16 protein-coding genes are annotated in these 19,952 nt (G+C 64.3%); 7 read left to right on the top strand and 9 right to left on the bottom strand.

The window, feature by feature from the left end; all coding sequences use genetic code 11:
* The first annotated feature begins 182 nt into the window (after nucleotides 1-182).
* Entirely contained in the window at nucleotides 183-2,942 is a 2,760-nt protein-coding gene (locus AB8717_RS12860; RefSeq protein ID WP_443747726.1) for a TSCPD domain-containing protein, read from the top strand.
* A 251-nt stretch (nucleotides 2,943-3,193) separates the two neighbouring features.
* On the top strand, nucleotides 3,194-3,688 hold the full coding sequence (locus AB8717_RS12865) for a pentapeptide repeat-containing protein (RefSeq protein ID WP_443747727.1): 495 nt from the start codon (nucleotides 3,194-3,196) through the stop codon (nucleotides 3,686-3,688).
* Nucleotides 3,689-3,881: 193 nt separating this feature from the next.
* Here AB8717_RS12865 and AB8717_RS12870 read toward each other — a convergent pair whose 3' ends face one another.
* Together AB8717_RS12870 and aspS are read right to left on the bottom strand one after the other, a co-directional pair.
* Nucleotides 3,882-5,435, bottom strand: a complete 1,554-nt coding sequence (locus tag AB8717_RS12870; protein WP_443747728.1) for a family 43 glycosylhydrolase — start codon at nucleotides 5,433-5,435, stop codon at nucleotides 3,882-3,884.
* A gap of 190 nt (nucleotides 5,436-5,625) precedes the next feature.
* Nucleotides 5,626-7,404 (bottom strand): aspartate--tRNA ligase, encoded by a 1,779-nt coding sequence (aspS, locus tag AB8717_RS12875; RefSeq protein WP_443747729.1) that lies wholly within the window; start codon nucleotides 7,402-7,404, stop codon nucleotides 5,626-5,628.
* Between the two features lie 183 nt (nucleotides 7,405-7,587).
* Between aspS and AB8717_RS12880 the strand changes: the two genes are divergently transcribed.
* From AB8717_RS12880 to AB8717_RS12890, 3 genes are all read left to right on the top strand, one after another.
* A complete protein-coding gene (locus tag AB8717_RS12880; protein WP_443747730.1) occupies nucleotides 7,588-8,265 on the top strand; it encodes a chromosomal replication initiator DnaA in 678 nt (225 codons plus the stop codon).
* Nucleotides 8,266-8,368: 103 nt separating this feature from the next.
* Nucleotides 8,369-10,639, top strand: coding sequence for an RNA degradosome polyphosphate kinase (locus tag AB8717_RS12885; protein WP_443747731.1), 2,271 nt, complete (start codon nucleotides 8,369-8,371; stop codon nucleotides 10,637-10,639).
* An 86-nt stretch (nucleotides 10,640-10,725) separates the two neighbouring features.
* Complete coding sequence (locus AB8717_RS12890) at nucleotides 10,726-12,270, top strand: Ppx/GppA phosphatase family protein (RefSeq protein WP_443747732.1); 1,545 nt, start codon at nucleotides 10,726-10,728, stop codon at nucleotides 12,268-12,270.
* Here AB8717_RS12890 and AB8717_RS12895 read toward each other — a convergent pair.
* Together AB8717_RS12895 and rnd are read right to left on the bottom strand one after the other, a co-directional pair.
* Nucleotides 12,267-12,776: a hypothetical protein gene (locus AB8717_RS12895; RefSeq protein WP_443747733.1), complete on the bottom strand. Its 510-nt coding sequence runs from the start codon at nucleotides 12,774-12,776 to the stop codon at nucleotides 12,267-12,269. The genes AB8717_RS12890 and AB8717_RS12895 overlap by 4 nt on opposite strands.
* A gap of 69 nt (nucleotides 12,777-12,845) precedes the next feature.
* Entirely contained in the window at nucleotides 12,846-13,994 is a 1,149-nt protein-coding gene (rnd, locus tag AB8717_RS12900) for a ribonuclease D (RefSeq protein ID WP_443747734.1), read from the bottom strand.
* A gap of 71 nt (nucleotides 13,995-14,065) precedes the next feature.
* Between rnd and purM the strand changes: the two genes are divergently transcribed.
* A complete protein-coding gene (gene purM, locus AB8717_RS12905) occupies nucleotides 14,066-15,091 on the top strand; it encodes a phosphoribosylformylglycinamidine cyclo-ligase (RefSeq protein WP_443747735.1) in 1,026 nt (341 codons plus the stop codon).
* Between the two features lies 1 nt (nucleotide 15,092).
* A complete protein-coding gene (gene purN / locus AB8717_RS12910; protein WP_443747736.1) occupies nucleotides 15,093-15,695 on the top strand; it encodes a phosphoribosylglycinamide formyltransferase in 603 nt (200 codons plus the stop codon).
* Here the strand turns inward: purN and AB8717_RS12915 are convergent.
* The 5 genes from AB8717_RS12915 to AB8717_RS12935 form a co-directional block, all read right to left on the bottom strand.
* Nucleotides 15,665-15,964 carry a type II toxin-antitoxin system RelE/ParE family toxin gene (locus AB8717_RS12915; protein WP_443747737.1) on the bottom strand — a complete coding sequence of 100 codons (300 nt, stop codon included), beginning with the start codon at nucleotides 15,962-15,964 and terminating at the stop codon, nucleotides 15,665-15,667. The genes purN and AB8717_RS12915 overlap by 31 nt on opposite strands.
* Nucleotides 15,961-16,227, bottom strand: coding sequence for a type II toxin-antitoxin system ParD family antitoxin (locus AB8717_RS12920; protein WP_443747738.1), 267 nt, complete (start codon nucleotides 16,225-16,227; stop codon nucleotides 15,961-15,963). Before AB8717_RS12920 ends, AB8717_RS12915 begins: the two co-directional genes overlap by 4 nt.
* Before the next feature lie 98 nt (nucleotides 16,228-16,325).
* Nucleotides 16,326-17,330: an aspartate-semialdehyde dehydrogenase gene (locus tag AB8717_RS12925; RefSeq protein ID WP_443747739.1), complete on the bottom strand. Its 1,005-nt coding sequence runs from the start codon at nucleotides 17,328-17,330 to the stop codon at nucleotides 16,326-16,328.
* 349 nt (nucleotides 17,331-17,679) lie between these two features.
* The gene (locus AB8717_RS12930; RefSeq protein WP_443747740.1) at nucleotides 17,680-19,104 is read right to left on the bottom strand and encodes an outer membrane protein assembly factor BamB family protein; all 1,425 of its coding nucleotides are present in this window, start codon (nucleotides 19,102-19,104) and stop codon (nucleotides 17,680-17,682) included.
* Between the two features lie 31 nt (nucleotides 19,105-19,135).
* A complete protein-coding gene (locus AB8717_RS12935; protein ID WP_443747741.1) occupies nucleotides 19,136-19,870 on the bottom strand; it encodes a tetratricopeptide repeat protein in 735 nt (244 codons plus the stop codon).
* Between the last annotated feature and the right edge of the window lie 82 nt (nucleotides 19,871-19,952).

Below are 19,952 nucleotides of genomic sequence, written 5' to 3' on the forward strand. Positions count from 1 at the left end.
TATAAAGACGCGCGCAAACGAGGTAAAGCGCCGCCCCGCAACGCCCGTCAAATATTTTCGCGTGCACGAAAGCCCACCGATCCAACATATTGTGGATGGCTTATGCACAGCCCACCAGATTTATTGAAAGTTCGCGCGACGCACGATAGCCTTACGCGAGTCCTCCTGATTCCGGAAGCGCCATGGTGTATCTTACCCCCAGCCTCAGCCGTCTGATCACCACGGGCGACCTCGAATCGCGCGTCATCGAGCGCGCCGGGACGTTTACCGAGGTGATCTGCCCGCGCAGCCTGACCTCGACCCAGGCCGAAGCCTGGCTCGACTGGGCCGATGCGCGCGCGGCCGACCTGCCGTCCGGCACCTGGGCGCGCAATGGCGACGCCGATACGGACGCCTTCGGCGGCGCCACGGCAGACTATGCGCACCGGCTGTCGCAATGGGGTCTGCGCCTCGGCCATTTCAACGATCCCGAAGACGCGCAGGCCTTCGCCGAAGCGATCGAAGCCACCCTGCTGTCGGGGCTCGCCGCCCCCGCCGCCGGGCTGGCGTCCGGCCACCGCGTCCATCCGACCGCCGGCGACGTGGTGTCGAAGCCCGCGGAAACCGCGCCGATCCATCTCGACGATCACGCCGGCCGGCTGGCGCTGAACCGAATCCTGCGCGACGCCCGGGCCCAAGCCCTGCAGGCCGCTACCCAGGTCAAGCTGGCCGAGGCGCTCGACGCGATCGCATCCGCCGTGCAGCGCGCCGAGGGCGACCACCGCGCCAGCCCGCGTCACAATCCCCTTCTGGCCCGCGCCTGCGCCAGCGCGCGCAAGCTCGGCGCCAGTGACGGCCTGATCGCCCGCCAGATACAACTGGGCCAGGGCGGCGCCGACAGCCCGTGGGGCAGGAGCCAGGGCGCGGCGCCCGCCCCTGTGCGCCACCGTGCCGTGATTGCCGAGCGCGACCTGGTCGGCGCCGGCGATCCGTCGACCGTCATGCTGGCGGAAGCCGCCATGGAGGCCGCCGGGCTGCACCTCGTCTTCTCGCCGCTCGATGCCGAGGCCGTGGAGGCCCAGAACGTCGCAGCCCGCGCCGCCGTCTGCCTGGAACGCTTTGTCGGCGAGGATGGCCTGTTCAATGTCGAAGCCCTCATCGACTGCATTAGCCTGTGGGTGCAAGCTCTTGATATCGAAGCCTCGATTGCCTATTCGGCTGAAGCATCGGATGCGCATGCCCGCCACGCCACGCGGCCGCTCGGCCTGACCGTCGCCGGCCTGGCCGAAGCCGCCATGGCGCACGGCCTGTCGCTGCGCGATCCTTCGGGTCTCGACTTCGCCGCCCACGTCACCGCCCTGTTCGAGGCCGCGGCCGTCCACGCTTCCGCCCGCCTGGCCGCGCGCCTCGGCGCGCACGACGGCTATGCCGCCATCCGGTCGGAGGAACTCGATCGCCTCAGCCGCAATCTCTATGAGACGACGGCGCTGACCGGGGTGTCCGAGTTGAAGAGCCACGCGCTCGAACTGGCGCAGACGGCGCTGAAGCTCGCCAAGGCCACCGGCCTGCGCAACGGCCACGTCACGGCGTTGTACAACGATGCGGAGCTGTCGCTGCGCCTGGGCGTCGGCCTGGGCGACGCCGGACTGGACGATATCCTGACCGTGATGGAAAGCGACGACGGCGTGCTGCTGCCGACGCTCAAGGTCTGCGTCATCCGCGGCCTGCGCGCCTCGGGCGCCGACTGGCGCGCCGTGCGCGACGCGCGCCTCGGTCACCGCACCCTGATCGAAGCGCCTGGCGTCAATGTCGGCACGCTGAAGACCAAGGGCCTGAGCGACTTCGAAATCGGCCGGCTGCAAGACGCTGCGGGCACCGCCAACAGCCTACGGGAAACCGTGGGCGTGCTCGATCCCAACCTGGTCCGCGACCTGTGGGGCATAGACGAAAGCGATCTGTCCGATCCCGCTTTCAACCTCTTGGAAGCGCTCGGTTTTTCGCGCGAGGATATCGCCGCCGCAGACGCCTTCATCTTCGGCAGCCGCGACCTCGACGCCGTACGCGTCAACGATCCGGTCGCCTGGTCTCTGGTCGCCCCGCTCAACGTCAAGGGCCGGCTGATCGTCCGCCAGCGCCTGGAAACCTTCCTGGACACGCCGTCGACCGCGCCCGTCGCCATCGCCTGGGACCAGGGCGCCACCGAGGCCATGCACCTCTATTCGCTGGCCGCCAATATGGGCCTGCGCGCCCTGTCGGTCATGCGTCCCGAGGCGCCGGCCGGCTTCGCGCTCGATATCCCCGAGGTCGAGGACGTCCCGCGCCGCGCCGCGCCGGCGCCCGCAACCGAGCGCGAACCGCAGGGCCCGCGCGTCGTCGAAAAGGTCGTGGAACGCGACCGCTCGCGCCAGAAGCTGCCCGACCGCCGCAAGGGCTATATCCAGAAAGCGGCTGTCGGCGGCCACAAGGTCTATATCCACACCGGCGAATACGGCGACGGCGCGCTCGGCGAAATTTTCATCGACATGCACAAGGAAGGCGCCGCCTTCCGTTCATTGATGAACAACTTCGCCATCGCCGTCTCTATCGGCCTGCAATACGGCGTGCCGCTCGACGAATTCGTCGACGCCTTCGTCTTCACGCGCTTCGAACCGGCGGGCCCTGTCACGGGCAATGACCGCGTGCGCTCGGCGACCTCGATCCTCGACTATATCTTCCGCGAACTGGCGATCTCGTACCTCGACCGCGACGACCTGGCCAATGCCGACCGCGACGCGCTCAATGCCGACGGCCTGGGTCAGGGCGAAAGCAGCGTACCGGACGACGCCCTGCCCGCTTCACGCCTGATCTCGAAAGGCTTTGCGCGCGGCACAACCGACAACCTGGTCGTGGTGCCGTTCGGCCGCCCGCGTGAACAATCGCCCGAAAACCTCAAGGCCATCGAAGAAGACGCCGAGAACGGGTAGACTCAACGGCTCGGAATGAGTCGAAGATATCCACAGATTTCACAGATTATTCAGAATGTTAACGGCTTTTTCGTCTGAGGCCGAAACGATAAAGCGCTTCGCGCGTAGCGCCATCCCGTTTTCATCCCATCTGCGGTGTTACCGACAAGGCACCGAAAATCTGTGAAATCTGTGAAATCTGTGGATCTCTTCCTTCAAAAAGGGCACCGCATTTGCAACGGTCCCGCCAAATTCAGCGAAGGTGTCCCCTTATGAAACGTCTTCTTCCGATCGTCGCCGCCCTGGCGCTCCTGTCGACGCCGGCGTTCGCCCAGAACGCCGCCCAGGTCGACCGCGCGCAGAACGGCGCCTCTTGCCCGCGCTGCAACCTGTTCCAGGCCGACTTCAACAACCGCGAACTCAAGGGCAAGAACTTTGCCGGTGCGCGCCTGCGCCAGTCGGACATGGGCCTCGGCATCTTCAACGGCACGACCTTTGCCGGCGGCGACCTGCGCGACATCAACGGCTCGGGCGCCCTGTTCGGCCACGTCAGCTTCGCAGGAACGAACCTGACCAATGCGAACTTCGTCGGCGCCTATCTGGAGCACGCCAACTTCCGCGGCGCCATCCTCGACGGTGTCAACTTCTCGGGCGCCGAAATGGCGACGGCCACGGGCCTGACGCAGCGCCAGCTCGACCGCACCTGCGGCGACGAAACCACCGAACTGCCGCGCGGTCTGCGCATTCCGCGCTGCCAATCGCGCTAATACCTACGGTATTAGCTCTTTTTCAGCTCAACGCCGCCGGAAAACCTTACAATATAAAAGACCCGCCCCTTCCGGAGCGGGTCTTTTTTACGCGGTACTCAAAACCAAAGCCCTGTCCTTGCGACGGGGAGCAGAGCCTCAGGTGTCCCGGCCGGGCATTGGGGGCGTAGACCCTGTGCCCGGCCGAAAGCGGTTACTGCACGTACGGCCAGCCGGCGGCGTCGAAATAGAGCTTGTTCAGGCCCAGCTTGGGCGCGCCGTTATTGTTGCCGTCGTAGTAGTGGTAGACCAGGTAGGCCTGGCCGCCGACATCGATCACGCTCTCACCGCCCGGTCCGTAGACATAGGAGTGGTTGCTGATGAGGATGGTGCCGCCGCCGCTCGACAGGTCGAGCCCGCCGCGGTCGAGGAATGGCCCGGTCGGAGAGGTCGAACGGCCGGTGATGACGCGGTAGCGGCTGCTGGTGCCGGCGCAGCACACATTGATCGATGCGAAGTAGTAATAGTACTGCGTGCCGCCGACGACGCGCGGGAAGATGAAGGCGCCTTCCTCGCCGGCGCTGCGCGCCGCGACGTTGGAGATGGTCGTGTTCGACGACAGGCGCAGGCCCGTGGCCGGATCGAGCTGGATGACGTGCGTGCCGTCTTCCCACGATCCGAAGACCATCCACCACTTGCCGGACGCGTCGATGAACGGCGCCGGGTCGATGGCGTTGAAGGTCGTCGTACAGCCCGTCTTCTTGCCGCACGATTCGATGATCTTGCCCTTGTCGACCCAGGGCCCGTTGGGCGAGCTTGACGTCGCAAGCGCGATCGCGGCTTCGGCGCCATTATTGGTGCCGGCGACCGACGGCGTGTCGTAGATGGGGATCGAGTAATACTGATAATAGGTGCCGTTGGCGTACATCACGCTGGGCGCCCACAGGTCGGTGCGGCCGCCGGTGCCCGTCGTGTTCAGCGCCGCCCACCAGCTGAAGTCCGACGAGAAAATGCCGGACGACACCGACGTCCAGGTCGTAAGATCGGTCGAGCTGGCCAGGGTATTGTGCGTGCCGTACAGCCAGAACTTGCCCGACGGATCCTGGATCAGGTTCGGGTCGTGCACGGCCGTGCCGCCGCCCGACACCGTCAGTGGCATCGGATAAGCGTCAACATTTGTAGGAGTTATAGTCCATTCCTGCGCCGTACCCGACGTGGCGCGCGCGCCCTGGGTCACGTTGCCGGAGCCGTCGACCTGAAGATAGAGGCCGCTGTTGTAGTTGCGGATCAGGTAGTTGCCGTCGGTCAGCTTGTAGAAGGACCACAGGTGGTCGTTGGTGCCGTTGTCGGCCCACTGCACGGCGGCCGTGCCATCGGTTTTCGACGCGCTGGAAATGCCCGCCACCTGGTGGGTCAGCAGGTTTTCGAAATTGTACTGGCTGGAGCCCATGTCCATGACGTGCCACAGCGTATCGGTATTGCTCGTGTCCGAACCCGTTACGATTGCAGCACCTGCAACCTGGCTTTGGCCGGAAATGGTCAGGTACTGGCCGTTGGAGGCATTCTTGACCTTGAGCTGATAGGTACCGTCCACGGCCGAAACCGTCCCGAGGTCAGGCCCGGAACTGGACGAAGAAGACGAAGAAACGGAACCGCCGGTTCCACCGCCACCGCCGCCCCCACCGCAGCCGGCGAACAGCACGGCCATGAGGGCAAACGAACAGGTGACAGCCATGGCGGACAGAGGCCGCGAGAACGCCCTGCGCATAAAGATACTCCCTGGTAACCGGGCTTTGATCGCCCTTTATATGTCAGACAAATTGACGCTAGACGCCGTAAAAGGCGCTGTCAAGTCGGACAATTGAACCCGCGGTCATATTTTGCAGGGTGATGCACGGATGCAAAAAACCCCCGCCGACGGCCGGCGGGGGTTTTTAAAGATCAGAAAGAAGGTGCGCCTAGACCTTGATCGGCAGGGCTGTGCGGATGTGCAGTTCCTTCAGTTGCTTGTCGAGCGCTTCGGACGGCGCGCTCATCATGACGTCCTGGCCCTGCTGGTTCAGCGGGAAGGCGATGACCTCGCGAATGGCCGTCTGGCCGGCCAGCAGCATGACGATGCGGTCGATGCCGGGCGCCAGTCCGCCGTGCGGCGGCGCGCCGTACTTGAAGGCGTTGAGCATGCCGCCGAACTGGCTTTCGACGACGTCGTGGCCGTAGCCCGCGATCTCGAACGCCTTCAGCATGATCTCCTGCTTGTGGTTCCGGATCGCGCCCGAGCACAGCTCATAACCGTTGCACACGATGTCGTACTGATAGGCCAGGATGTCGAGCGGATCCTTGTTGAGGAGCGCGTCCATCTCGCCCTGCGGCATGGAGAACGGGTTGTGCGAGAAGTCGACCTTCTTTTCGTCCTCGTTCCACTCGAACATCGGAAAGTCGACGATCCAGCAGAAGCGGAACTGGTCTTCGTCGACCAGGTTGAGGTCGGTGCCGACCTTGGTGCGCGCGGAACCGGCGAACTTGTAGAAGACCTTCGGGTCGCCGGCCACGAAGAAGGCGGCGTCGCCCTGTCCCAGGCCGAGCGACGTCATCAGGGCGGCCGTCGGTTCGGCGCCCAGGTTTTTGGCGATCGGGCCGCCCCAGCCGCCCTGGTCGTCCGACCAGAAGATGTAGCCCAGGCCCGGCTGGCCTTCGCCCTGCGCCCACGAATTCATGCGGTCGCAGAAGGCGCGGCTGCCGCCCTTGGGCGCCGGCACGGCCCACACGGCGTTCGACGGTGTTTCGAGGATGCGCGCGAACAGGCCGAAACCGCCGCCGCGGAAGTTGTCGGATACGTCCTGCATCTCGATCGGGTTGCGCAGGTCGGGCTTGTCCGAGCCGTACTTGGCGATCGATTCCTTGTAGGGGATGCGCTGGAACGGATAGGCCGACACGCGCTTGCCTTCGCCGAACTTTTCGAAGACGCCGTGCATGACGGGCTCGATGGCGGCGAAGACGTCTTCCTGCGTGACGAAGCTCATCTCGACGTCGAGCTGATAGAATTCGAGGCTGCGGTCGGCGCGCAGGTCCTCGTCGCGGAAGCAGGGCGCGATCTGAAAGTAGCGGTCGAAGCCTGACACCATCAGAAGCTGCTTGAACTGCTGCGGCGCCTGCGGCAGCGCGTAGAACTTGCCGGCGTGCAGACGCGACGGCACCAGGAAGTCGCGCGCGCCTTCCGGCGACGACGCGGTCAGGATCGGCGTCTGGTATTCCAGGAAACCCTGGTCGATCATGCGCTGGCGGATATCGGCGATGATCTGCGAGCGCAGGACGATGTTGCGGTGAAGCGTTTCGCGGCGCAGGTCGAGGAAGCGGTTCTTGAGGCGGATTTCTTCCGGATAGTCCGGCTCGCCGAACACCGGCAGCGGCAGCTCGGCGGCTTCCGACAGCACCTCGACATTTTCGACGACGACTTCGATCTCGCCGGTCGGCAGGTTCGGATTGACGACGTCGGCATCGCGCGCCACCACCTTGCCGTCGACGCGGATCACGCTTTCGGCCCGCAGGCGCTCGACCTTGGCGAAGCCCGGCGACGACGGATTGAACACCAGCTGCGTCAGGCCGTAATGGTCGCGCAGGTCGATGAAAAGGAGGCCGCCGTGGTCGCGTTTGCGGTGGATCCAGCCCGACAGGCGCACCGACTGCCCGGCGTCGGACAGGCGCAGGGCGCCGCAGGTATGGGAGCGATAGAGATGCATTGGGAAAACCCGGAATCTGATCTTTGAAAGGATGAAACTTTTTGGGGCGGAAGGGCACATGTTGCGCCCCCGATGTCAAGACGAAAACACGGGTTCCGTGTCCACAGAAGCCCGTCAGGCGTCCACAGGCTTGGTACCGGCTGGACGATTGTCATTTGCGCGCGCTTTGCCTAGATTCCTCACATGTCACATCAACTGCCCCTCGATCTGAAAGCGCCTGACCGTTTCAGCCGGGACCGACTGGTCACGGACAGCGCGTTGTCGGCCGTGCTCGACGTGCTTTTGACGCCGCAAGCCTGGATTTCGCCGCACCTGATGCTGCTGGGGCCTTCGGGCAGCGGCAAGACGCATCTGGGCCATGTTTTTGCGGCGGAGACAGGCGCGGCCTTTCTCGACGCCGGCGACACCCTCGGCCTGGACGTGGCCGGCATCCGGACCGGCGTGGTGGTCGACGACGCCGACACCGCTTCCGAAGAGGCGCTGTTCCACCTCTACAACCACCTCCAGATAACTTCGCAACCGCTTGTCCTACTGACAAAAAAACATCCGCGCGAATGGCGCGTAACCGTTGCCGACCTGGCCTCGCGCCTGACCGCCATGCGGATGCTGAGCGTGCCGGAGCCCGGAGAAGACCTGCTGGAAGCCATCCTCAACAAGCTGTTCGCCGAGCGCGCCATCTCGCCCTCCCCCGACGCCGTGGCCTATATTGCCAGCCGCATGGACCGTTCCGTCAGCGCCGCACAAAAAATTGTCATGGAACTGGAGCATTATGCCAACGGACGTGCGTTCAACCGCAGCCTCGTCCGCGACTTCTTCGACGACAGCATGCGGTTCAGTTTCGGCGACGACGACGCTGTTTAAAGCGCGGCAAACCCGGAAATTTTAACCATTCTCTCCGGGAACCGCGTTATAGTGCCGGTTCCGCTCCTCCCCGATTGCCCCAGAACGTTCGCCAATACACACCATGACCGAAACCACTGCCGCCCGCCCCGTCGAGACCGCCGATTCGGCCGAACACGCCCTGGCCGAGGCCCACGCCGGCCTGAGCGAAGCCGTCCCCGAGGTCACACAGGTCGATCTGGCGGCGCTGGAGCGCCTGGGCGGCGCCTTTTATATCAACCGCGAACTGTCGTGGCTGGCCTTTAACAAGCGCGTCATCGAGGAAGCCGAAAACCCGCGCCATCCCCTGCTCGAGCGCTTGCGCTTCCTGTCGATCTCGGCCAACAACCTCGACGAATTCTACATGGTGCGCGTCGCCGGCCTGCAGGGTCAGGTGCGCGAAGGCGTGCGCGTCCTGTCGGAAGACGGCCATACGCCGACGGAACAGCTCGAATCGGTCAACCGCGTCGCCAGCCAGTTGATGGCCAAGCAGCAGGCCATCTGGCTGCAGCTGCGCGAGCAACTGAGCAACGAAGGCCTGATCGTCCTCGACCCCAAGGACGTCAACAAGACGGACAAGGCCTGGCTGGAACGCCAGTTCGAAACCCAGCTCTTCCCGGTGCTGACGCCGCTGGCCATCGATCCCGCCCATCCCTTCCCCTTCATTCCGAACCTCGGCTTCTCGATCGTCCTGAAACTGACGCGCCGTTTCGACAGCAAGGCCATGTACGCCCTGGTGCCGATCCCCACGGGCGTGAAGCGCTTCTGGGAAATCGAGCCGTCTTCGCGCCGCCCGGCCGACGGCGGACCGGTCCGCCGCAAGTTCATCAGCCTGGAAAACTTCGTCTCGTTGTTTCTCAACCAGCTTTTCCCGGGTTTCGACATCACGGCGCGCGGCCTGTTCCGCATCCTGCGCGATTCCGATATCGAGCTGGAAGAAGAAGCCGAAGACCTGGTGCGTGAGTTCGAGGCCCTGATCAAGCAGCGCCGCCTCGGTTCGGTCGTGCGCGTCGAGATCGATTCCGGCATGCCCGACGACCTGCGCAGCTTCATCATGGAACAGCTGCATGTCGCCCCGCAGGACGAGATCCAGATCAACGGCATCCTCGGCATGGCCCAGTTGTCGGCACTCATTCCGTCCGACCGCAACGACCTGAAGTTCAAGCCGTTCGAGCCGCGCTTCCCCGAGCGTATCCGCGACAATGGCGGCGACATGTTCAACGCCATCCGCGAAAAGGACATCCTGGTCCACCACCCGTTCGAAAGCTTCGACGCGGTCGTGCAGTTCCTGCGCCAGGCGGCGCGCGACCCCAACGTCATCGCCATCAAGCAGACGCTCTACCGCACCTCCAAGGACTCGCCGATCGTCGCCGCGCTGATCGAAGCCGCCGAGCAGGGCAAGAACGTCACCGCCCTGATCGAAATCAAGGCGCGCTTCGACGAGGAAGCCAACCTGCGCTGGGCGCGCGCCATGGAGCGCGCCGGCGTCCACGTCGTCTACGGCTTCGTCGAGTACAAGACCCACGCCAAGCTGTCGGTCGTTGTCCGCCGCGAGGGCGAGTCCTTGCGGACCTATTGCCACTTCGGCACCGGCAACTACCACCCGATCACCGCCAAGATCTATACCGACCTGTCGCTGTTCACCACCAATGCCGAGATGGGCCGCGACGCGATGCGCGTCTTCAACTTCATCACCGGCTATGCCCGTCCCGAGGTCATGGAGAAGCTCTACTTCTCACCCGTCACCTTGAAACTTGGCCTTATGCACCTGATCGATCAGGAGATTATGAACGCCAAGGCCGGCAAGCCGGCGCAGATCTGGGCCAAGCTCAACGCGCTGGTCGATCCGCCGATCATCCGCAAGCTCTACCAGGCTTCGCAGGCCGGCGTGCAGATCGACCTGGTCATCCGCGGCATATGCTGCCTGCGTCCGGGCGTCCCCGGCATTTCCGAGAACATTCGCGTCAAGTCTATCGTCGGGCGGTTCCTGGAACACACCCGCGTCGTCTGCTTCGCCAACGGTCACGCCCTGCCGTCGGACCAGGCGCGCGTCTTCATGTCGTCGGCCGACTGGATGGGCCGCAATCTCGACCGCCGCGTCGAGGTGCTGATTCCGGTCGAAAATCCGACCGTTCACCGCCAGGTGCTGGACCAGATCATGGTCGCCAACCTCAATGACGAGGTGCAGAGCTGGACGCTGGGCACGGACGGCACCTATTCACGTGTCGACACAAGCCACCTCGACAAACCTTTCTCGGCACACGATTATTTCATGACCAACCCGTCGCTTTCGGGCCGCGGCCGGGGCGCCAAGGTCCTGCCCCAGGCCTTCGACCACGTGGGTGTGCGCAAATAGCGCTTGCTTTTTTAAGGCGCAGGAGCGCAAACCCATTTGAAGAACGGGCCGGGTGACCTGCCCGCGCCCGACCGATCGAGTAAGGCATGCACGATACCGCCCGTACCGCGTCAGAAGATCTTGCAGCGTCTGAAGCCGTGACCGCGCCGCGCGGCCTGGCTCACAATACCGCCGTCATCGATATCGGCTCAAACTCGGTCCGCCTTGTCATCTATCGCGTCGAAGGCCGCTCGATCTGGCCTATCTTCAATGAAAAGGTCCTGGCGGGCCTGGGCCGTGATATGCGCACGACCCGCCGCCTGCACCCCGACGGCGTGCGCGAAAGCCTGATTGCCCTTCGCCGCTTCAAGGCCATACTCGAATCCTACGACCTGGCCGAAATCCACGCCACGGCTACCGCCGCCGTGCGCGAGGCCGCCGACGGCCCGGCCTTCACCGCCAAGGTGCTGGAAGAGACCGGCTTCAGCGTCCGCGTCCTGTCCGGCGCCGAAGAGGCGCACTATTCCGCCCAAGGGGTGCACTGCGGCCACCTCGACGCCAAGGGCGTGGTCGGCGACCTCGGCGGCTCAAGCCTGGAACTGATCCATCTCGAAGGCGAGGCCGGCAATAACGGCATTACCCTGCCGCTGGGCCCGTTCGCGCTGGGCGCCCCCGCTCCCATCGACATGGACAAGACCTACCGCACCGTCATGGCGCAGCTCGAGCCCCTGACGACACGGTTCTCGGGCGGGGAGTTCCACGCCGTCGGCGGCGCGTGGCGGAACCTGGCCCTGATCTGGATGCAAAAGCAGAACTATCCGCTGCATGTCATTCAACAATTTGAACTTCCGGCGCGCGAAGCCATCTCGATCGCCCGCCTGATCGCCAGCCAGTCTGCGTCGTCGCTGGAAAAGGTGCCGGGTGTCACCAAGCGCCGCCTCGACAATATCTCGTACGCCGCCCTGGTCCTGCAGTGCCTGATCGAATCCTTCCGCTTCGATTCGCTGTGTTTCTCCGCCTTCGGGCTGCGCGAAGGCCTCCTGTTCGATTCGCTGCCGGCGGAGCTGAAACTCGACGATCCGCTGATCGCCGGCTGCGCGGCGCTGGGCAACCGTCTCGGGATCAACGACAATCTCGGGCCGGCGCTGGCCGACTGGGCGATCGCCTTCTATGCCGGTGCCGAGGGCCTGTTCGACCGCCCGCCGGAAAAGCTGATCCGCGCCGCCGCGAAGCTGTCGGATATCGGCGCCCGCCTGCACCCCGACCATCGCGCCGACCTGGCGTCAGATCAGGTCCTGCGCGCGCCCATTCCCGGCCAGAGCCACCAGGAGCGCGTCTTCCTGGCCTGCACCCTCTATACGCGCTATAGCGGCGATCCCTACGGCCGCGAACCGGTGCTGATCAGCCGCATCCTCGGCGATGACATGCTGCAGACCGCCACGCAACTGGGCCTGCTGCTGCGGCTGGGCTGCGACCTGTCGGCCAAGTCGGCCAAGCTGTTGTCGCTGGCGCGGCTGCGCCAGCACGACCGGCACCTGACGCTGATGGCGGAAAAGGGGTGGGAAGACCTGCTGCTCGGCGAACAGACGCGCCGGCGCGCCCGGGCGCTGGCCCAGGCGCTAAAGCTGAACCTGACGATCGTAAAAGATTAGAGCGGGCTCTTGAACAGCTTGGCGATATTGAAGCCGAGCCCCATGAAGAACATCACCCACAGCAGCACGATCGCCTCGCCGATCGCCAACCCGACCATGTTGACGTCATAGCCCAGCCGGTGCTGAACGCCCGAGAAGATGATCGCCAGCGCCGCGTCGCCGATGCAGAAGAACAGCGCCGCCAGCCAGCCCGTCGCGTCCTGGCGCGCCGTGTCGACGCGCGAATAGACCCACCAGCCGAACAGGGGCGCCAGCACCACGAGGATCGACATGGTGAAGGGAAACATGGCGATTCCGAAGATGTGGTTCAGCGTCGTTTCGAGGTCCGACAGCTGCGCCGTCTGCAAAAGCGCTCGCAGATGCGGCCGCGCCACCGCCCCCCACCAGGCGCCGAAGACAAAACCGCCGATGCGCACCAGTACAAACAACATTGCCGACATCTTGAGGGCGGTCGCTGCCGCTGAGCCCGTGCCTGCCGCCTTTACACCCGCTACCTGTTCCGCCATCGAAGCCCCCTGTCTGAGTTTGGGATAACAGGGTTAACAGAGCGGTGGGCGACGGCAAGCCTTAATTCGTCAGTCGAGCTCGACGACCTCGACCCTGGTGCCGTTAAGCACCAGCGCCAGCTCGCCGCGCTTCAGGCGCAGCGCGTCCTCGCCGAACACCTTGCGGCGCCAGCCGTGCAGCGCCGGCACGTCGGCATCGTCGTCGAGCGCGATCTTTTCGAGGTCCGAAACCGTGGCCAGCAGCTTGGGCGCCACCCCCTCCTCCTCACAACGGATGCGCAGAAGCACCTTGAGCAGTTCGACCACCGAGGCCGGGACCTGAACCGGCGGCGCGGTCTTTTCGACCTTGGGGGCGTAGGCGTCGGGATTTTTCAGCGTGGCGCGGATGATGTCGGCCAGTTCCTGTCCAAACTTGGACGCGCCGAAGCCTTTCGACGTCGAACGCAGGTGATCGAAGGCGGCGGAATCGGTCGGCGTCTGGGTCGCGATCTCGTCGACGCCCTCGTCCTTCAGGATGCGGCCGCGCGGCATGTCGCGTTCCTGCGCCGTACGCTCGCGCCAGGCGGCGACCTGGGCGAAGACCGCCATGTACTTGACGGAATTCTTGCGCGGCTTGAGGCGCTTCCAGGCGTCTTCGGGGCTGGTCGAATAGAGCGAAGGATGGCTGAGCGCCTTCATTTCCTCGGACACCCAGTCGAGACGGCCCTCGCGCGCCAGTCGGTCGCGCAGGCGGATATAGACCTTGGCCAGGTGCGTCACGTCGCCCAGCGCGTACTGCAACTGCTGCTCGGACAGCGGCCGGCGCGTCCAGTCGGTGAAACGCGAGCCCTTGTCGATATCGATCTTCAGCTTCTGGCGAACCAGCGAATCATAGGCGACCTGGTCGCCGTATCCGGCGGCCATGGCGGCGACCTGGGTGTCGAAGACCGGCGCCGGCGTCACGCCCAGATTGAAGAAGATTTCCATGTCCTGACGGCAGGCATGGAAGACCTTGAGGATCTTTTCATCGGCCAGGATATCCAGAAAAGGCTTTAAATCCAGATCCCTGGCCAGCGGATCGATAATGCCCGCATGATCGGAACTGGCGGCCTGGATCAGGCACAGCTTGGGCCAGTAGGTCGTCTCGCGCATGAACTCGGTATCGACCGTGATGAACGGGGCCGTTTTCAGGAGGTCGCAGAACGCGATCAGGTCATTCGTGTTTGTAATTGGACTCATTTTATAGCTATAGCAAAGCCGAACGGGGCTCCATACCCCAAAAATTCAAGACGTACCGCCAGGAATACCCTATGCCCGAGTCGAAAAACGGCCTCACCTATGCCCAGTCGGGCGTCGATATCGACGCCGGCGAAGCCCTGGTCGACGCCATCAAGCCGCTGGCCAAAGCCACCCGCCGCCCCGGCGCCGAAGCCTCGCTGGGCGGATTTGGCGCCCTGTTCGACCTCAAGGCCGCCGGCTACAACGATCCGCTGATCGTCACGACGACCGACGGCGTCGGCACCAAGCTGCGTATCGCCATCGAGACACACCGCCACGACACGGTCGGCATCGACCTGGTCGCCATGTGCGTCAACGACCTGCTGGCCCAGGGCGCGGAACCGCTGATGTTCCTCGACTATTACGCGACGTCCAAGCTCGACGTCGATACGGCGCGCCGCGTCGTCGCCGGCATTGCCGAAGGCTGCAAGCGAGCGGGCTGCGCGCTGGTCGGCGGCGAAACCGCCGAAATGCCCGGCATGTACGAAGGCGACGACTACGACCTGGCCGGCTTCAGCGTCGGCGCCGTCGACCGCGACAAGGTGCTGCCGCGCCTCGATGACCAGCGCGAAGGCGACGTCATCATCGGCCTGGCCTCGTCCGGCCCGCACTCCAACGGCTATTCGCTGATCCGCAAGGTGGTCGAGGTCTCCGGGCTCGGCTGGTCGGCCGATGCGCCGTTCGCCAAGGACCTGTCGCTGGCCCAGGCGCTGCTTGAGCCGACCAGGATCTACATCAAGCCGGTCCTGCCGCTGATGAAGGCCGGCCTGATCAAGGGCGCTGCGCATATCACCGGCGGCGGCCTGATCGAAAACCCGGACCGCGCCGTGCGCGACGGCCTGACGGCGCAGTTCGACTTCGACGCCTGGGAACTGCCGCCGGTCTTCAAGTGGCTGGGCGAAACCGGCAATATCGAGCGCCGCGAACTGCAACGCACCTTCAACTGCGGCGTCGGCTTCGTGCTCTATGTGTCGCCACGCAATGTCGACACCGTTCTGGCGGCCCTGCTCGATGCCGGCGAGGACGCCTTCGTTTGCGGTCAACTGGCGGCGAAGTAGAATGACGAAGACAAAGGCCGCCATCTTCATCTCCGGCCGGGGCTCGAACATGATGGCCCTGGTCGAAGCGGCCAAGGTGCCCGACTTTCCGGCGGACTTCGTCGTCGTCGTGTCGAACGACCCCGCGGCCAAGGGGCTGGAGTGGGCGCAGTCGCAAGGTATCGAGGCCCTGGCCGTCGATCATAAGGCGTATGGCAAGGACCGGGAGGCGCACGAACGCGCTATCGATGCGGCTTTGCGTGAGCGTGGCGTCGAATTCATCTGTCTCGCCGGCTATATGCGCATTTTGACGCCGTGGCTGGTCGAGCAGTGGCAAGGCCGGATGATCAACATCCACCCTGCCCTGCTGCCCGACTTCAAGGGCCTGCACACGCACGAGCGTGCGCTTGAGGCCGAGGTCAAGGAGCACGGCGCCACCGTTCACTGGGTGACGCCGGGTGTCGATGAAGGCGAGATCATCGCCCAGGCGCGCGTTCCGGTCTTCGCCGATGACAGCGCCGAAAAGCTGGCGGCGCGGGTGCTGATCGAAGAGCATCGCCTGTACCCGGCCGCCGTGCGCAAGGTGCTGGCTAACTATTCTTCCGGGAATAAAAGCGCTTCATAATCCTGTGCGGCGTTCAGAATTCGCTGGACGACGATGCTGTCGTGCCGGACGGCGTAGAGGATAAGGTAATTTCCGTACGGTCGACGACGAATGCCCCGGCCTTCGTACCTGGGAACAAACGGATAGGCTGTTGGGTAGTCCCCAAGCCCGAGAGCAGCCTTCAAAAGCTCACGCACGAACGTTACGGCCCGCCTCGGACTGTCCAGCGCGATGAAATCCGCAATCGCAACGAGGTCTGCTTCCGCAGTGCCAGTGATGACGACTTTCACGCGTCCCCGCGCTCATCGGCCAGCCGGCCATATTTGGCGATAAGCCGATCGGCGACCTCCTCAATCGGCTTAACCCGGCCAGCGGCTTCATCGGCCAGCCCGCTTTCCAGTGCACGATCAAGCGCATTCATACGACGCTCGCGGGCCTCAACCATACGAAGCCCGTCACGCACCACTTCGCTGGCATTGTTATAACGCCCACTCTCCAGCAAGCGCTTGACGAGGCCTTCAAAGTGATCGCCCAGACTTACGCTTGTGCCCATAACAACCTCATTTGTGTTATTAGATAGTACTCCATTTGCTTAAGCACGCAAGGCGTTCCTGCCGCCAACCGCAGGACCGTTGGCGGCAGGATCGTGTGTTACAGCAGCTCTGCAATCTGCACCGCGTTAAGCGCCGCGCCCTTCAACAGCTGATCGGCGGCGACGAACATCGATATCGAACGCCCCGACGCGTCCGACAGGTCACGGCGAATACGGCCGGCCAGGACGTTGTCCTGGCCCGAAGCGTCGCGCGGCATGGGGAAATAGTTGTTTTCCCAGTCGTCGACCAGGCGCACGCCCGGCGCGTTCGCCAGGATTTCGCGCACCTCCTGCGGTGAAATCGGCCGTTCGCATTCGAAGGTGATCGACACGGAATGCGCGCGCAGGACCGGCACGCGCACGCAGGTGGCGCTGACGGCGATCGAAGGATCGTCGAAAATCTTCTTCGTCTCCTTCATCACCTTGGTCTCTTCGTCGTTATAGCCGGTGTCGGGATCGATCGCCGTATTGTGGCTGAAGACATTGAAGGCATAGGGATACTTGACGACCTTGGGCGCATAGTCGCGGCCGTCGAGATAGGCGCGGGTCGACTCTTCCAATTCTTCCATCAAGGCCGCCCCGCCGCCCGACGCCGCCTGATAGGTCGAGATGATCAGGCGCTTCACCGGGTTGATCTGGTGCACCGGCCACAGCGGCACCAGGGCCGTAATCGCCGAACAGTTGGGATTGGCGATGACCCCCTTGTGATCCTGGATGCGCCCGGCGTTGATTTCGGGGATGACCAGCGGAATTTCCGGATCGGCGCGGAAGGCCGAGGAGTTGTCGACCACGACGGCGCCCGCCTTGACGGCAATCGGCGCATATTCTTTCGAAATGCCGCTGCCGGCCGAGAACAGCGCGATATCGACGCCTTCGAAGGCTTCCGGCGTCGTTTCCTCGACCACCAGCTGTCCCCCGCGAAAGTCGTAGGCCTTGCCCGCCGAACGCGCGCTGGCCAGCAGCTTCAGCGACTTCAGCGGAATACCGCGGCGTTCGATGCAGCCGATGAATTCGCGGCCCACGGCGCCGGTGGCGCCAACGATGGCGACGGTCTTGTTACGCATGATAAAGGTCCCCTTCAGGCAATAAAAAAGCCCCGGCCGATCGGACGGGGCGTGTTCGGAAGATGTGCTTGGCGTGACAGTTTTACGCGCGCGCGACGGCTCCCGGCCCCTGGGCCATGGTTTTCGTCGTTGTCGTTGTGCGCACGATAAAGGTCATCGGCGACGCTTTACGCGAGAGAGGCTCCCCGCGTCAAGGCGTCGCCGGATGTAAACTTATTCCAACGGCGATCGACTTTGGCTCGATCGCCGTTGGCAAGGGCGACCGCCCGCCGCCGCTCGTGCGGCGAGCCATGCGGCGCTTGAGCTGAAAAAAGCTAATATCAACGGTCATTCTTTATGACCGTTGATATTAGCTGATCGCGACCAGCTTGCCGTCTGACGTGACGACGAACAGCTTGTCGCCGACGGCGATCGGCGCGATGAAGGCCGCGCCGCCAAGGTTGAGAGTGGCAGTCTGCGCGCCCGTCTTGGGGTCGAGCGTCACGGCCTGGCCCAGCGAATTGACGACCACCAGGCGGTTCGAGGCCATGAAAGGCCCGGTCCACTGCGGCAGAACTTTCTTCTTGCCACCGCCCATGCCCAGGAAGCCCTTGGACACCTTCTCCGCCTGCGGCAATGCGGCGTTCAGGTCCTTGATCCAGTAGACCTGGCCGCTTTCGCGGCTGACGCAGACCAGTTCGCCCTGCAGGTCGATGAGGTAGACGACGTCTCCGGCAACCCACGGGGAGTTGAGGCTTTCGGCCTGCACGGTCCACACCGGCTCACCGGTCTTGGCGTTCATGGCCTGGAAGACGCCGGCGTGCGATGCCGCGAAGACCGTGCCGTTATACAAGGTCGGACGGCCGGCGATGTCGCGGATTTCCGACAGGGCGTTGGTGCGGGTCGACTGCGCCAGCACCTGATCCCAGACAGCGGCCCCGGTGTCCGCATTGAGCGCAACCAGTTCGCCCGACGAGAACGGCGCATAAACCGTGCCGTCCGCCACGATCGGCGTTGCGGTCTTCAGGATACGCGCCGGTTCGGCGATGGCCTGGTAGGTCCAGTTCATCTCGCCGTCAGCGGTACCGAAGGCGAATATCTGGTTGTCGACGTCGGTGACATAGACATACTTGTCGCCGACGACCGGCGCCGAGTGCAATTGCGTGTCGACCGCCTTCTTCCACAACGTCTTGCCCGTCGCCGGATCGAGCGCGGCAATGAAGCGATATCCCGAGGCGACGTAAAGCTTGCCGTCGCCGGACAGCGCCAGACCGCCGCCGAAGCCGACCTTGTCGCGCTTGACGTGCGGGTTGAAGTCGACCGTCCATACCTGGTTGCCGCTATTGACGTCGAACGCCGTCACTCGCGCCTGGCCGTCCAGCGTATAGATCAGGCGGCCGTCGGACACGGGCTGGGCCAGGACTTCGGTTTCGTCCTTGGTGCCGGCGCCGATGGGCTTGCTCCAGGCGACGCGGAAGGCCTTGGCGGCGTCGGCGTTCTGGACCAGCGCGTCCTGCGGACCACCGGCGACGGGCCACGAGGCGACGGGCTGCACCGGCGGCAGGTAGTAGCCGACGCCCTTGAGCGTCTTGGAAGGCTCGAGCTTCTGCTGGAAGGCCAGGATCGACAGCCGTTGGCCCTGCGAAGCGACGGCGCGATCTTCGGCGTCGGGCTTCTTGAAGGCGTGTTTAACGGTCGAACAGCCGCCAAGGGCCAGGGCGCAGCTGAGGCCGAGCATCGCAAGGCTTGCAGCCGTCTTCTGTCCTCTGAAGGCGGGGATCCGGTTGGCGGTCATTCGAGCTGTTCCCTAGTAAATAAAGGCGTTGTTATTGAGCGGCGGGCGCCATGCCCTGCATTTGCGGCATGATCGGCGCCTTGGCCTCGGGCAGGGCCAGCGCGGCCTTGGCCGACGCGAAGGCGCCCGAATCGATGACCTGGATGAGATCGCCGGCGCGCTGCTTGACGCCGTCCGGCGTGCCCAGCGTCAGCGTCAGTATCTGCAGGTCGGCGCGCGCGCCCTTGACGTCGCCCGATTGCAGCTTGGCGATGGCCAATGCTTCCTTGGCCATCGGCGCGAACGGGCGCTTGTCGCCGGTCAGCGGGGTCAGGCGGGCCTTGATGTCGTCGAACTTGGCGGTGTCGATCTGCAGCATGGCCGACTTCAGCACGGCCATGTCCTTGAGCGCGGGCGTCGGCGCGGCACTGGCGGCCTGGTCGAAGTCCTTGATGGCCTCGGCATTGTTGTTGTCGGTGATCGCCATGCCGCCCAGTTCCATCAGCGCCATCGACTTGTAGGCGGCGTTACCCGACTTGGCGACGTCCTGGAACTTGGTCTTGGCGCCGGCGACGTCGCCCTTGTTGCCGGCATCGAGCGCGGCCTGGAAGGTTTCCGACGACCTGGCCGATACGCCGGCTTCATATTTCTGCCAGCCCCAGACGCCCAGGGCCAGGACGAGCGCGCCGCCGAGGGCGACACCGACGATGGGAAGCGCCGTCTTGACGATGGCGACCCACTTATCGGCACGCAGGTTTTCCTCGGTTTCGTCGAAAATATCGCTCACGGCGGTTCCTTAAACTTCAATTTCGGTTTTTCGGGGGAAAGGCTTGCACCTTTTCGAGGCGGCGAACCTAGCCGTTGCGCAG

Source organism: Asticcacaulis solisilvae (assembly GCF_052327315.1).
GTDB classification, from domain to species: Bacteria; Pseudomonadota; Alphaproteobacteria; order Caulobacterales; family Caulobacteraceae; genus Asticcacaulis; species Asticcacaulis solisilvae_B.